Below are 13,812 nucleotides of genomic sequence, written 5' to 3'. Positions count from 1 at the left end.
TGCGCGATCGGGCTACTCCGGTTGCCATGCACGCCGACACTGTTTCACTGCAGTCGCTGATCGGATCGGGGACATCAGCCGATCCCGCTTTCGTGTTCGATGGCACGCCCATCTCACGCGCGGAGTTTGCCGAGAAGGTCGAGCAGACCACGGCCTGGCTTGCCGCGCAGGATATCGGCAAGGGCGACGTTGTCGCGGTCTGGCTGGTCAACCGGATCGAATGGATCGCGCTGCTGATTGCCGCCGCTAGGCTGGGCGCGATCGTCGCCGCCGTCAATACGCGCTATCGTAGCGCGGAGGTCGCGCATCTCCTGAAACTGTCAGGCGCGAAGCTGCTGGTGACCGAAGCGGCGTTCCGCTCGATCGATTTCGCTGCCATTCTCGCCGACATTGCCAGGGACGATGTCCCCGCGCTGCAAACGCTCGCCGTGATCGGTGCGGACGCGGTCCCCGCGCAATGGCCCTGCGTTCGGTTCGACGCATTCGACCAGCCCTGTCCGCCGGCTCGGATCCGGGATGATGTCGATCTGCCCGTGCTGCTCTACACCACATCGGGCACGACCAAAGGACCAAAACTGGTCGCGCATTCGCAGCGGACGCTCGCAACCCATGCCCAATCTGTCGCCAAGGCGCTCCAGCTTTCCCCGCAGCGTCACGCGCTGCTGGCCATGCTGCCATTCTGCGGCACCTTTGGCATGACGAGCCTGCTCGGCTTCATCGCGGCTGGCGCGACCGTGCATGTGCTCGACGCCTTCGAGCCGGCACCGGCGCTGAAGATCCTCGGCGACCACAGGATCACGCACGCCTTCGGCTCCGACGAGATGTTCCGCCGCATCCTCGCTCTCGCCGACGCACCGCGGCCGTTCCCGCATCTCGAAGTCTGTGGCTTTGCCGCCTTTCAGCCCGGATGGCGCGAGCTGGCTGCGGAGGCAGAGACACACGGCCTGCCGCTGTTTGGCCTCTACGGCTCCAGCGAGGTGCAGGCGCTGTTCTCGATCGCCCGCGCCAGCGACGCCTTCGCCGATCGCATCGAGGGCGGCGGCTGGCCGATGTCACCAGCGGCGAAAGTCCGCGTGCGCAACACCGAGACCGGTGAGCTCGCGGCTGATGGCGTCTCCGGCGAGATCGAGATCAGCGCGCCCTCACGCTTCCTCGGCTATTTCAACAACGCCGAGGCAACGCGCGATGCGATCACTCCGGACGGCTTCTTCCGCACCGGCGACATCGGACGGCTCCGCGGCGACGGCGCCTTCGTCTATGAGACCCGCGCGGGTGATGCCATGCGGCTCGGCGGCTTCCTGGTTGCGCCCGGCGAGATCGAGGACGAGCTCAAATCCTGCGCCGGCGTTGCCGATGCCCAGGTCGTCGCGGTCGATCTGAAGGGTCAGGCGCGCTGCGTCGCCTTCGTCATTCCGGCAGGCACCTCGCCGCGTCTGGAGGTGCTGACGGCACGCCTGCGCGAGCGGCTGGCCGGCTACAAGGTGCCGGCACGGATCTATGTCGTGGACGCCTTCCCCGTCACCGACAGCGCCAATGGCGTCAAGATCCAGCGCGCAAAGCTCCGCACCATGGCGATGGAGCGGATCGCGGCCGAGCTGAGCTAGCGCCTGGTGTCCTCTCGTACGACGTGTTTCTAGTACGATTTGGCGAGCCCCAGCACCTTTTCCGCGATGAAGCTGAGCGCGAGTTGCGGGCTGACCGGCGCGATGCGCGGGATCAGGACCTCCCGCAAGTAACGCTCGACGTGAAACTCCTTGGCGTAGCCGAAACCGCCGTGGGTCATCACCGCCTGTTCGCAAGCATGGTAGCCGGCTTCGCCTGCGAAATACTTCGCGGCATTCGCGCCTGCGCCGCAGGGCAAGCCCTTGTCGTATTGCCAAGCCGCCTGCATCACCATCAGCCAGGCCGCTTCGAGCTCGATCCAGTTCACCGCAAGTGGATGCTGGATGCCTTGATTTTTGCCGATCGGACGATTGAACACGACGCGCGTCTTGGCGTATTCGGTCGCGCGCGACAGCGCGAGCTTGCCGAGGCCGACAGCTTCGGCCGCGATCAGGATGCGCTCGGGATTCATGCCTTCGAGGATGTACTGAAACCCCTTGCCCTCTTCGCCGATGCGGTCCTCCATCGGGATCTCAAAATCCTCGAAGAACAGCTCGTTGGAATCGACGATCTTGCGGCCCATTTTCTCGATCTCGTGGACCTTGATCTTGTTGCGATCGAAGTCGGTGTAGAACAGGCTAAGGCCGTGGGTCGGCGAGCGCACCTCCTCCAGCGGCGTGGTGCGTGCCAGCAGCAGGATCTTGTGCGCGACCTGCGCGGTCGAGATCCACACCTTCTGGCCATTGACGATGTAGCGGTCGTTCTTGGCGACCGCGCGGGTCTTGAGCTGGGTGGTATTGAGCCCGGTGTTGGGTTCGGTGACGGCGAAGCACGCCTTCTCGCGACCCTCGACCATCGGCGGCAGCATGCGCTTGCGCTGCTCTTCGGTGCCGAACACGACGACGGGGTTGAGACCGAACACGTTGATATGCACCGCGGAGGCGCCGGACATGCCGGCACCTGACTCGGCGATGGTGCGCATCATGATCGCCGCTTCGGTGATACCGAGGCCCGAGCCACCATATTCTTCCGGAACGCAGATGCCGAGCCAGCCGGCATCGGCCAGCGCCTTGTGGAAGTCGTGCGGGAAGCCGCCGTCGTGATCCTTCTTCAGCCAATAGGCGTCGGGAAAGCCTTCGCATATCTTGGCGATGGCGTCGCGAATGGCTTCCTGCTGATCGGTGAGCGCGAAATCCATGTTCTTGGTCTCCTCGTTGGGAGCCGCGACTGCGCCATCTCCCGATCGCGTTCCCCGCAAAGGCCATGGCCGCTTGCCGCGCCCCGACATGCCTTCGCTTTTCGTTCTTTAGCTCGAAAAACCGAATACAGATACGTGAATTTGTCTATCAACTGTGTCTAACATGCATGGCGTCATGCGGCGCAAAGCTATGCGCACCGTTATTTCGCAAGGAGGGAAACCGCGATGGCCGGACTCTATTTCGAAGACTTCTCCGTGGGCCAGGAGTTCAGGCATCCGCTGACCCGAACCGTCACGGAAATGGACAACACCCTATTCAGCCTGCTGACGCTCAACCCGCAGCCGCTGCATATCGACGCGCATTTCGCTGAGAAGACCGAGTTCGGCCAGCGCATTTTCAACAGCCTTTATACCCTCGGCATCATGATCGGCATGACGGTCTATGATACGACCATGGGCACAACTGTTGCCAATCTCGGCATGACCGACGTGACTTTTCCAAAACCGGTCTTCCATGGCGACACCTTGCGGGCGACGACGAAGGTGCTTTCCTTGAGAGAATCCAAATCGCGCCCGAGAGCGGGCATCGTCGAGTTCGAGCATCACGCCCTGAACCAGAACGACGAGATCGTCGGCAAATGCCGACGCATGGCGATGATGCACAAGAGGCCGGTCTGATGCGCTCGATGTTGTTCGTGCCGGGCGATTCCCCGCGCAAATTCGACAAGGCCAGCGAAGGCAAGGCCGACGCGCTGATCATCGACCTCGAAGACTCCGTCGTCACCGACAAGAAGCCCGAGGCGCGCACCCTGACGCTGGCGATGCTGAAGAGCCGCCCCGGCCCGCACCAGCTCTATGTCCGTGTCAATGCGCTCGACACCGGCATGACGCTGACTGATCTTGCCGCGGTGATGCCGGGCAAGCCCGACGGCATCGTGCTGCCGAAATCGCAAGGAGGCGATGACGTGCGCCAGGTCGCGACCTGGCTCGAAGCGCTGGAAGCTGCATCCGGCATCACAACAGGCGTGACACGCATCGTTTGCGTCGCGACGGAGACGGCCAGCTCGATCTTCGGGCTCGGCAGCTACAAGGGCTGTTCCCCTCGCCTTGGCGGCCTGATGTGGGGTGCGGAGGATCTATCGGCCTCGCTCGGCGCGACCGAGAAGGCCTCAGGCGGCGTATTCCACAGTCCCTATCGCCTGGCGCGCGATCTCTGCCTGATGGCGGCGGCGGCGGCCGAAGTCGCGCCGATCGACACCGTCTATACCGACATCGACAACCTCGCCGGCCTCGAGCAGGAGACCCGCGCGGCGCGCCGCGACGGCTTTTCGGCGAAGGCGCTGATCCATCCCAAGCATGTCGACATCGTCAACGCGGCATTCGCGCCGACCGATGCCGAGCGCATCTGGGCGGAGAAGGTGATCGCGGCCTTCACGAGCAATCCGAATTCCGGCACGCTGCGGCTCGACGGCCAGATGATCGACAAGCCGCATCTTCGCGCCGCGAAGAAAATTCTGGGCCAGCTCTAGAATGGTCGCCGCGCTGATCGCGCGGACGGTGGACCGGCTGCGGCCGAAGACCGCCGCAGCCCAGGGTCGTCTCAGTCGAATCCCTGAACGGGGGGCATCGCGGTCTCCGCTGGCGCCGCAGGCGCAACCTGAGCCGGTTGTACCGCGGGAGCGGCTTGGACCGGCGGATTGCTGGCCGCGCTCATCTGACCGTTGGCCTCCATCGCCTCGCGCGTGCGCGGCGGAACACGGTTGGCGGTAGCTCCGTACGCCTCACGACGTGGCTGCCGGTGTCTTGCCGAACGCGAACCTCCGACGCCCCATGACCGTGCGATTGAAGGACCGGCGGTATAGCCGATCACTGCGCCCGCAACGGCACCGACCGGCCCCAGCACGATCGCGCCGGACACGGCGCCTAACGCCGCGGAGCCCGCGCGCTCCTGCGCAACGGCGCTTGCAGGCACGCCGGCCAGCATCACGATGGCAGTGATCAAAACTTTCTTCATCAGAGCGCCTCCCTCACCGGAGATCACTCTTACTGAAATATGGCCGCTTGAGGTTTGTTCGATGCCGAACACGAGGCAGCAGCCGATGGAACTCAGGCAATTCAAAGGCCTCCGCCGTCAATCCGGGTTCCAGCGGAGGCCGTCAGCGCAACACAATCCGCACTTCTCCCCGCAGGCGGGAAGAAGCAAGAGCTAGACGATCTTGATCGACATATCCGGCAAGCCATCGAGCTTGCACAGCAGCACGTCGCCCTTCACCACCGGACCGACATTCTCCGGCGTGCCGGAATAGATGATGTCGCCGGCCTTGAGCTCGAACGCTTCCGACAACTTGGCGATCTGCTCGGCGACGCTCCAGATCATCTTGCTGAGATCCGAGCTCTGCCGCACGGTGCCGTTCACCGCGAGCGAGATGGCGCTCTTCTCGAAATGGCCGGTCTTGCTCGCGGGGTGGATCGGACCGAGCACCGCGGCGTGGTCAAAACTCTTGCCGATCTCCCAGGGCTTCTTCTCCGCGGCCATGCCGTTCTGCAGATCGCGCCGGGTCATGTCGAGACCGAGCGCGTAGCCGTAGACATGATCGAGCGCTTTCTCGGCCGGGATGTTGGTGCCGCCGGATTTCAGCGCCGCGACCACTCGACCTCGTGATGATAGTTCTTGGTCAGCGATGGATAGGGATGGTCGGCGACCTCGCCGATCGCGACATTCTGGATCGCGTCGGTCGGCTTCTGGAAGAAGAACGGTGGCTCACGGTTCGGATCCGAGCCGCGCTCGATCGCGTGCGCGGCATAGTTGCGCCCGATGCAGTAGATGCGGCGGACCTGGAACACACTGGTCTCGCCGACGATCGGAATCGTGACCATCGGCACCGCGAAGATCGGCTTGGGCCCGGCCTGCGCTGCTGCTGGAGCAGCATCCGCAAGGCTCGTTGCCGTCATTGCGGCCGCGGCCGTGAGCACATTTCGTCGCGTGGTCTTTGTCATGTCCTGTTCCCTTGCTCGGGCATTCGTTTCCTCCAGTCGTTCTTAGAGCCAAACCTGCATCCGGCCAATGGGCCATCCGCTAGGCCTTAAGTCGTGGCGCAGTTGAACAACAAGCGATCAATCACGCCGTTAGCAGTGGCCTCAGCTTGCCGATATCGTCGAGCTGCTCGAGATTTCTCATCTGATCGATCAGCCTCTCGGCTCTGTCGCTCCCGAGTACCGGCGCGATCAGATCCCGCGTCTTTGCCGCGACGGCGTCCGTGCTCAGCGGATTCTCCTTGGTGCCCGGCGGGTACTTCGTGAAGTGCTCGACCTTCTTGCCATCGGCCAATGTCACCTCGACGACAGCCCCGCGCGGCGCTGCCGGGTCCATCAATGCCTTGTCACCGGCCAGCGTCACTTTGGCACGCTGCTCCAGGATCTTCGCATCATGCATCAGCGCCACATCATGGCTGTCGTTGAACGACACCGCGCCCTTGACCAGCGCGACCGCGACGAGATGCTGGCAATTGACGTCAGGCATCGCACTCTCGCCGACGATCCCCATCGCGTCGGTCGGCAGCTTGACCAGGATGCTACGGACGTTATCTGGCGTCAGGCTGTGCTGCCTGCGCAGCGTCAGCATGGCGTCCAGCGGAGACTGGATGGGATAGCCGACCGAGAAGGTCTTGATCGCGGTTTCCGTGACATAGAACAGCTTGCCGAGATCCTTCACCATCTCTTCCGGCTTCGGATCGGTCGAGAGCGCGATGAAGAGGTTATGAGTGCCGTCGAGCACGTCGTTGACGCCGGTCAGGCCGTTGAGCACCATGTCGACGGCCATGACGCCGTTGCGGGCGCCCATGCCGGCAAAGTCGAAGGCCTTCTCGATATGATCGTGGTCCTTGACCCAGCTCCACAGGCCGGAGACCTGCTGCGCCGAATAGGAGATCGCGTAACGCATCCCCTTCTCGTCGAGCCGCGCCAGCGAGGCAGCCGCGCCGAGCGCGCCGAAAGTCGACGACGTTCCCTCGGCGCTCCGGTGCGTGCCGCGCACGAGATCCGGGCCCAGCGCCATCAGCAGGCGGCAGGTCAGATCGTAGCCGAGCGCGACCGCGCGAATGACATCCTGTCCGCTGCGATGCTCACGCTCGCCGATCGCGAGCGCGGCCGGCACCACCGAACATCCTGGATGCGCCTTGGTGACCGGCTCGAAATCGTCGGTCTCGTCGGCATGGGCGCACATCGCGTTCGCCAATGCGGCGTTGACCGCCGTGGTGCGGAGGTCGGAGCCGACCACGGAGGCCTGGGCCTCGCCGCCGAGCGTGCGCACATATTTCAGCGCCGTCTCGCCCGGCTTCATCCAAGAGCCCGATATCATCGCGCCGAACGTGTCGAGGATGCGGTGCTTGCATTCACGCAGCACCTGCTCGGGCAACTCCTGATCCCGCGCGGCAACCATGTAGCGGGCGAGCCGCTCCGTCACGCCCGGGCCTGCCGCGAGAGCCGGACGACCGCCGGTGGCCGCGAGAGCAGCAACCGAACCGGCGGATTGCAGGAAATGGCGGCGTGTCGGCATGCTTCTCTCCCTCGATCAGGCCGCGACCGACATCTTTGCGATCTCCGCCGCATTCGGTAGCGCCTCGACGCCCCAGCAGGCGTCCATCACGCGCCGAACCGTCCCTGCCGGAATGATGCCGTCGGCAAGGTCGGAGAACTTCGTCTCGAGCTGCTTGTCGGTCATCGGCACCTCGAGGCTGCCGATCGCATGCTCGATGTAGCGGTTGAGCCTGCGGCCGTCCTTGAGCACGATGGTGAGATCGACCTGCTCCGGCTTGATGCCCGGCGTGATCACCGGATTGACCTTCGCCCGCAACGCGACAATGGCGGGATCAGTCACGGCGCGATCGCTGAACTGCTTCTCGCCGCCGGCGCCTTCGACGATGGCGACCGCGACTGCGTGGTAGATGCTGAACTTGCCTTCGAGGCCGCGCTGCGGCGTCTTCTTGCCGGTGAGCTCCAGCACCAGCGGGTGGACCTTGAGCTCGACATGGTCGATCTGGTCTGCGGCGAGCTTGTTCTCGTTGCGCAGCTGGATCGCGGCATCGATCGCCGGATGCAGCACGATTCCGCAAGCGAACGGCTTATAGGTATTCAACTCCGCTTCATATCGCTTGCCGAGATCGGTGGTGATTTCCGTGAAATCCTGCTTGGTGCTGACCGTATTGGCCCAGCCGCGCTTGGCCTCGATCATGCTGTCGGAGGACGTGAAATTCTTCGACGCCAGCATCGCGGCGAAGATGCCGTTGCTTGCCGCGCGTCCCGGATTGAAGCTCTTGTTCATTGAGCCGAAGGACTCGCGCAAGCCCACAGGCGGCGAGGCCCAGCGCCCAGACCATCTGTTGCTCGTTCAGCTTGAGCAGCTTGCCGACGGCGGCCGCGGAGCCGAATACGCCGGCCGTTCCGGTGATGTGCCAACCAACGTCGAAATGATTGGGATAGACGGCATTGCCGATCCGGCACTCGGTCTCGACGCCGAGCACCAGCGCATTCAGGAACTCCTTGCCGGAAACCGGCTGCATCTCTGACAGGGCGAGGATGGCGGAAGCGACGGGCCCCGCGGGATGGATGATCGTCTTCAGGTGGGTGTCGTCATAGTCGAAGATGTGGCTCGACACGCCGTTGATGAAGGCGGCATTCATGATGTCGAACCGCTCGCGCCGCCCGAACAGCGAGGCCTGCTGCGGGCCGGAGAACGGTCCTAGCGCGGAGACAGCGATATCGACCGTCTCGTGATGCGAGCCACCGATGGCGACACCGACCCAGTTCAGGAGCGTGCGCACACCCTGTTTGCGCACGTTCGCCGGCAGTTCATCGTATTGCGCCGTGACGAGATAGTGCGCCAGCGCGCGGGTGACGTCCTTCGGCGGAGCCACGGCGGGCGTTGCGGCCGGGGCCTGTGCAAAGGCAACGTCGCTGCCGACAGTGGCGAGCGGAAGCGCGGCCGCCGCCTGGAGCAGGGTCCTGCGATCAATGCGCATAGACGGCCTCCTTGACCTTGATCGACACCAGCTTGGCGGCAAGGCGGACCGCGCTCTCCAGCGCACCGGTATTGGCGACGCCTTGACCTGTGATATCGAACGCCGTGCCGTGCGACGGTGTCGTGAACACGGTCTCGAGCCCAGCGGTGACCGTGACGCCGCGGTTGAAGCCGCGCAGCTTGGTCGCGATCTGGCCCTGGTCGTGATACATCGCGACTACACTGTCGAACTCGCCGGCGAAAGCGCGGATATAGACGGTGTCGGCGGGATAAGGCCCGGTACAGGCGACGCCCGTCTTGGCGACGGCCTCGACGGTGGGCCGGATCATCTCGATCTCGTCGCGGCCGAACAGGCCGTTCTCGCCGGCATGCGGATTGAGGGCGGCGACGGCGATGCGCGGCTTGGCGACGCCCGCTCGCTTCATCATGCGATCGACCAGCGTGATCGCATCGGTGATGCTCTCCGGATTGATATCGTCGAGCGCCTCGCGCAGCGACTGATGCCCCGTCACGCGCGACATCCACTGCCCGTCGAGCACGTTCATCTCGGAGAAGTAGCTGGTGTGGCCGAGCAGGCTCGCGAACATCTTGTGCTCGTCGGGGAACTTCCAGCCGCCGTCGAACATCGCGCGCTTGTTGAGCGGGGCGAAGGTGATGGCATCGACTTCGCCGTCCCTGGAGAAATTGATCGCGCGCGACAGCGTCTCGCCGGTCAGCCGGCCGGATTCGGCACTGGCCTTGCCGAGCGGAAATTTGGCGGGATCGATATTGCCCAAATCGACGAGCTGCACCGCGTCGCGGCCCCATCTGGCGGCCTTCGGCGAGGCGATGCGTTCGACCTTCAGCTTCACGCCGGCGTGTTCCATGCCCATGTCGAGCACGCGGGCATCGCCGACCACGACGAGGCGCGCAACGTCGGCGAGGCGATCGTCGGAGAGGATGCGCGCGATCTGTTCGGGGCCGATGCCGGTGCAGTCGCCCGGGGTCAGCGCGATGACGGGCAGTTCATTGCTGTTGGTGGCCATAGTGAAAACCTTGGATCTTTACTTCGCTTGCTGGATGTATTCGGCGGACTGAGCCCAGTCCTCGCGATTGAATTCGCCGTCCCATTTGGCGACCACGATCGAGGCGACCGCGTTGCCGATGGTGTTGGTGATGGCGCGGGCCAGCGACATGAAGCGGTCGATGCCAAGCAGCAGGGCCAGCCCTTCGGCCGGAAGACCGGCGGCGACCACGGTCGCGGCAAGCGCTGCGAACGCGCCGCCGGTGACACCGGCCGCGCCCTTGCTGGTGAACAGCATCACCACGAACAGGCTGAGTTGCTGCGCAGCCGAGAGCTCGACGCCGTAGACCTGGGCGACGAAGATCGTCGAGAGCGGCAGCGTCAGCGCGACGCCGTCGAGGTTGAAGGAATAGCCAGAGGGAATGACGAGGCCGGCGACGGCATGACCGACACCCGCCTTCGGCAGCTTCTCCATCATCCCGGGAATTGCGGTCTCTGACGAAGAGGTTCCGAGCACCACAAGCAGCTCGGTACGCAAGAGGCGCAAGAGATCCACCAGACGAATGCCGACCAGGCGGCAGATCGTTCCGAGAATGATGAAGATGAAGAACGCCATCATCGCCCAGGCCGTGCCGACCAGCATCGCCAGCGCATAGAGCGTCGCGGCGCCGAACTTCGCCACCGTGAACGCCATGGCTCCGAACGCGCCGATCGGCGCCAGCGCCACAACGACGTGAACGACGCTGAAGACGAGCTCGGTCACACGCTCGAGGCCAGTCCGCAGCGGCGCGGCCTTGTCGCCGAGCAGCAACAGGCCGATGCCGCACAGCAATGCGAGCACGAGGACCTGAAGCACATCGCCGGCTGCGAACGCGCCGACGAAACTCTCGGGAACAATGTGCTGGATGTAGGCCGACAGCGAACCGACAGGGGCTTGCTGATAGCGTGCGACTGCTTCGGCCTGTTGTGCGGTGGCATGGGCCACGCCCGCACCAGGCTGCACCCAACGCACCACGACGAAGCTGATCAAGAGGCAGATCGTCGTCACCACCTCGAAATAGGCAAAGGCCTTGATCCCGATGCGCCCAACCGCCTTCATGTCGCCGACCTGCGCGATGCCGGTAACGACCACCAGGAAGATCAGCGGCGCGATCGTCATCTTGATCAGGGATATGAAGACGTCGCCGAGCGGCTTGAGCTCCACCGCAAAGTTCGGAAACAGAGCGCCCAACACCGCACCAAGCGCGGCGCCGGCAACCACCAGGACATATTGCTCGCGCCAGAACGGCTTGCGGCGGCGTGCGGAAACCGTGCCCGATAGGGGCTCGGACAGCGGGGTTGCGGCGATCTGCAATTTGCTTTCCTCCAATGCCCTCATCGCGCCATGCGTCGATGGTGCTTTCTTCTTGTCGTGTGATGGCGTTTACATTGGACCAGCGGCCTCTCAGGGGCTAATGCCGTATCGGTATGATTTGAGGACAAAACGTCATTATGGACCTGATCTGGCTGGAGGACTTCCTTGCCATCGCCGAGGAGGGCGGGTTCTCCCGCGCCGCCGAGCGACGGCATGTGACCCAGCCGGCGCTGAGCCGCCGCATCAAGTCGCTCGAGGACTGGTTGGGCACACAGCTGTTCGAACGCTCGACCCACACCATCACGTTGACGGCCGCAGGCGAGACCTTTCGTCCCGTCGCTGAAGACGTGCTGCGCCGGGTTCTGCTCGGTCGCGAAGAAGCGCTCGAGGTGGCGCGGCTGAGGGCCGAGACCCTCACATTTGTAGCCACGCATTCCCTGTCGCAGACCTTCTTTCCGCAATGGATCCGCAACTCGGACGGCGCGCGCGCCGGCTCGGCCGTCCAGCTCGTCGCGTCGAATTTCGCCGGATGCGAGAAGCTGCTGCTGGATGCGCAGGCGCACTTCATGCTGGCGCATTACCATCCGTCACTGGTGAGCCGGCTCGACATGGACCGCTTCCAGCGCATCGATCTGGCCACCGACACGCTGATTCCGATCAGCGCGCCGGCGGCAAGGCCGGGCCGCGGCGGACGCCGCAGCAAGAGCGCGCAGCCTCGCTACGCCCTTCCCGGCGCATCCGGTGCGCCGCTGCCCTATCTCGCCTATCATCCGGGCTCGGGCGTGGGACGGCTCGTCACATCGTTCCTGGTAGTCAAGGATCCACCGGCCTGGCTCACGCCCGGCTTCGCGGCGCCGGTCATGCTGCTGATCGACATGGCGCGCGAAGGGCGCGGCGTGACATGGGCGCCGATGAGCCTCGTCCGCGCCGATCTCGACAATGGCCGATTGCTGCGCGCCGGCGGCACGGAATGGGACATTCCGATCAACGTCTCGCTGTTCCGCACGCGCGCCCGCATGACGCGAGCGGCCGAGAACTTCTGGGGTTCGGTGCGCAAGGGACGGCCGGTTGGAAAAGCCGCCTCTTCGGCGGCTAGGACCAGGTGACGGCGGCCCGGCCCGCGCCGTTTCCCCGGCCGCTTTGGCGGCGCATCTTGCTGGCCAGCCCCGTCGTGGCGGCGGCGAGCGCAGCGTACGCCGGCGACGTAGCGATTGCGCCCGCCGGGCTAAAGACGATCGGCACGGTCGATGCGCGCTTCCAGTCCTACAATATCGAGATGGTGGAAGTGACCGGCGGGCGGTTCTGGAAACCTTATCCGCATGCGGACCGCCCGTTCAATCAACACGATCGCTACAGCTTGAGAGCCCAGATCGATCTTTCCAACCAACGTCTGCGCATGCTCGCAGCCGCGCTGTCGCCGGCCTATGTTCGCATCAGCGGCACCTGGGCCAACGCGACGTTCTTTGCCGATGCCGAGACCCCACCGGCGAAACCACCGACCGGATACAACGCCGTATTGACCCGCGCGCAGTGGCGGGGCGTGATCGACTTTGCGCGCGCGGCCGATGCCGCGATCGTCACCTCCTTCGCGGTCAGTCTCGGCAGCCGCGACGCTGATGGCGTGTGGAAGCCGGATCAGGCGCAACGCCTCGTCGATTTCACGCGCTCGCTGGACGGCCGCATCGCCGCTGCCGAATTCATGAACGAGCCGACGCTTGCGGCAACGAACGGCGCTCCGCCGGGATACGATGCGAAGGCCTATGGCCGCGACATCAAGGTCTTTCGCGAATGGATGCGCCGCGCTGCGCCGGACACGCTGATCGTCGGCCCCGGCTCGGTCGGCGATGCGCCCTCGCCATCGCCGACCGGTATCACCACGCGCGACCTGCTGGCCGCGTCAGGTCCCGGCGTCGATCGCTTCTCGTATCATCATTACAACGCGGTCTCGCCGCGCTGCGGCGGCCGCAATGATCCGTCGCAGGCACTCTCCGAGGAATGGCTGGCACGCACCGACACCGCGCTCGCGACCTACCGCGCCATGCGCGACGCTTTCGAGCCGGGCAAGCCGATCTGGCTGACGGAAACGGCGGATGCAGCCTGCGGCGGCAACCGCGGGGACAAGACGTTTCTCGACACGTTCCGCTATCTCGACCAGCTGGGCCGGCTGGCAAGGGTCGGCGTCCAGGTGGTGATGCACAACACGCTCGCCGCCAGTGACTATGGCCTGCTCGACGAAGGCACGTTCCGGCCTCGGCCGAACTACTGGGCCGCGCTGCTCTGGCACCGGCTGATGGGACCGATCGTGCTCGACGCCGGCGCGGCCACCGCGCCCGACCTGCATCTCTATGCGCATTGCCATCCGGGCGGGCGCGGTGCGGTGTCCGTGCTTGCGATCAACGCGTCGCGGCGCAGGTCACGCGCCGTGAGGCTGCCAGCATCAGGCGAACGATACACGCTGCATGCCGCACAGCTCCAGGGCACGACTGTGCAATTGAATGGCAGGATGCTTGCGCTGGGCGCCGACGACAAATTGCCACCGCTCGCGCCACGCATAGCATCCGCCGGCGCAATCCGACTTGCGCCGGCGACCATCACCTTCCTGGTATTTCCGGATGCGGCGAATCCCGCCTGCCGGTAGG

At 64.7% G+C, this 13,812-nt stretch carries 10 protein-coding genes and 2 pseudogenes; 5 read left to right on the top strand and 7 right to left on the bottom strand.

Annotated elements, in window-relative coordinates; genetic code table 11:
* The first annotated feature begins 26 nt into the window (after positions 1–26).
* On the top strand, positions 27–1,604 hold the full coding sequence (locus tag XH89_RS07475; protein WP_194466453.1) for an AMP-binding protein: 1,578 nt from the start codon (positions 27–29) through the stop codon (positions 1,602–1,604).
* Between the two features lie 29 nt (positions 1,605–1,633).
* Here XH89_RS07475 and XH89_RS07470 read toward each other — a convergent pair whose 3' ends face one another.
* Positions 1,634–2,800 carry an acyl-CoA dehydrogenase family protein gene (locus tag XH89_RS07470; protein ID WP_194466452.1) on the bottom strand — a complete coding sequence of 389 codons (1,167 nt, stop codon included), beginning with the start codon at positions 2,798–2,800 and terminating at the stop codon, positions 1,634–1,636.
* Positions 2,801–3,025: 225 nt separating this feature from the next.
* On the opposite strand from XH89_RS07470, the gene XH89_RS07465 reads away from it, so the two are divergent.
* Positions 3,026–3,478 (top strand): MaoC family dehydratase, encoded by a 453-nt coding sequence (locus tag XH89_RS07465; RefSeq protein WP_194466451.1) that lies wholly within the window; start codon positions 3,026–3,028, stop codon positions 3,476–3,478.
* Positions 3,478–4,329, top strand: a complete 852-nt coding sequence (locus XH89_RS07460) for a CoA ester lyase (protein ID WP_194466450.1) — start codon at positions 3,478–3,480, stop codon at positions 4,327–4,329. Before XH89_RS07465 ends, XH89_RS07460 begins: the two co-directional genes overlap by 1 nt.
* 71 nt (positions 4,330–4,400) lie before the next feature.
* Here the strand turns inward: XH89_RS07460 and XH89_RS07455 are convergent, their stop codons facing one another.
* The 6 genes and pseudogenes from XH89_RS07455 to XH89_RS07430 form a co-directional block, all read right to left on the bottom strand.
* Positions 4,401–4,814 (bottom strand): hypothetical protein, encoded by a 414-nt coding sequence (locus XH89_RS07455; RefSeq protein ID WP_194466449.1) that lies wholly within the window; start codon positions 4,812–4,814, stop codon positions 4,401–4,403.
* Positions 4,815–5,006: 192 nt separating this feature from the next.
* Positions 5,007–5,797 (bottom strand): annotated as a pseudogene (locus XH89_RS07450) (fumarylacetoacetate hydrolase family protein).
* A 121-nt stretch (positions 5,798–5,918) separates the two neighbouring features.
* A complete protein-coding gene (locus XH89_RS07445) occupies positions 5,919–7,355 on the bottom strand; it encodes an MmgE/PrpD family protein (protein ID WP_194466448.1) in 1,437 nt (478 codons plus the stop codon).
* A 15-nt stretch (positions 7,356–7,370) separates the two neighbouring features.
* Positions 7,371–8,817: pseudogene (locus XH89_RS07440) on the bottom strand (MmgE/PrpD family protein).
* Entirely contained in the window at positions 8,807–9,841 is a 1,035-nt protein-coding gene (locus tag XH89_RS07435; RefSeq protein ID WP_194466447.1) for a PdxA family protein, read from the bottom strand. Before XH89_RS07435 ends, XH89_RS07440 begins: the two are co-directional and overlap by 11 nt.
* 18 nt (positions 9,842–9,859) lie before the next feature.
* On the bottom strand, positions 9,860–11,173 hold the full coding sequence (locus XH89_RS07430) for a cation:dicarboxylate symporter family transporter (RefSeq protein ID WP_246767760.1): 1,314 nt from the start codon (positions 11,171–11,173) through the stop codon (positions 9,860–9,862).
* Positions 11,174–11,310: 137 nt separating this feature from the next.
* Here XH89_RS07430 and XH89_RS07425 point away from each other — a divergent pair, with 137 nt between their 5' ends.
* Both XH89_RS07425 and XH89_RS07420 read left to right on the top strand, forming a co-directional pair.
* Positions 11,311–12,279, top strand: a complete 969-nt coding sequence (locus XH89_RS07425) for a LysR family transcriptional regulator (protein WP_194466445.1) — start codon at positions 11,311–11,313, stop codon at positions 12,277–12,279.
* Positions 12,280–12,326: 47 nt separating this feature from the next.
* Positions 12,327–13,811, top strand: a complete 1,485-nt coding sequence (locus XH89_RS07420) for a hypothetical protein (protein ID WP_246767759.1) — start codon at positions 12,327–12,329, stop codon at positions 13,809–13,811.
* The last annotated feature ends 1 nt before the right edge of the window (position 13,812 follow it).

Origin of the sequence: Bradyrhizobium sp. CCBAU 53340, from assembly GCF_015291645.1 — a bacterium.
GTDB lineage: Bacteria > Pseudomonadota > Alphaproteobacteria > Rhizobiales > Xanthobacteraceae > Bradyrhizobium.
Note: the sequence above shows the minus strand (reverse complement) of the source record. Positions and strands in the feature narration are given on the sequence as shown.

Excerpts from the sequence above, each read along its gene's own strand:
- XH89_RS07475 (WP_194466453.1), top strand. The coding sequence starts at position 27 with ATGCACGCCGACACTGTTTCACTGCAGTCGCTGATCGGATCGGGGACA.
- XH89_RS07470 (WP_194466452.1), bottom strand. The coding sequence starts at position 2,800 with ATGGATTTCGCGCTCACCGATCAGCAGGAAGCCATTCGCGACGCCATC.
- XH89_RS07465 (WP_194466451.1), top strand. The coding sequence starts at position 3,026 with ATGGCCGGACTCTATTTCGAAGACTTCTCCGTGGGCCAGGAGTTCAGG.
- XH89_RS07460 (WP_194466450.1), top strand. The coding sequence starts at position 3,478 with ATGCGCTCGATGTTGTTCGTGCCGGGCGATTCCCCGCGCAAATTCGAC.
- XH89_RS07455 (WP_194466449.1), bottom strand. The coding sequence starts at position 4,814 with ATGAAGAAAGTTTTGATCACTGCCATCGTGATGCTGGCCGGCGTGCCT.
- XH89_RS07445 (WP_194466448.1), bottom strand. The coding sequence starts at position 7,355 with ATGCCGACACGCCGCCATTTCCTGCAATCCGCCGGTTCGGTTGCTGCT.
- XH89_RS07435 (WP_194466447.1), bottom strand. The coding sequence starts at position 9,841 with ATGGCCACCAACAGCAATGAACTGCCCGTCATCGCGCTGACCCCGGGC.
- XH89_RS07425 (WP_194466445.1), top strand. The coding sequence starts at position 11,311 with ATGGACCTGATCTGGCTGGAGGACTTCCTTGCCATCGCCGAGGAGGGC.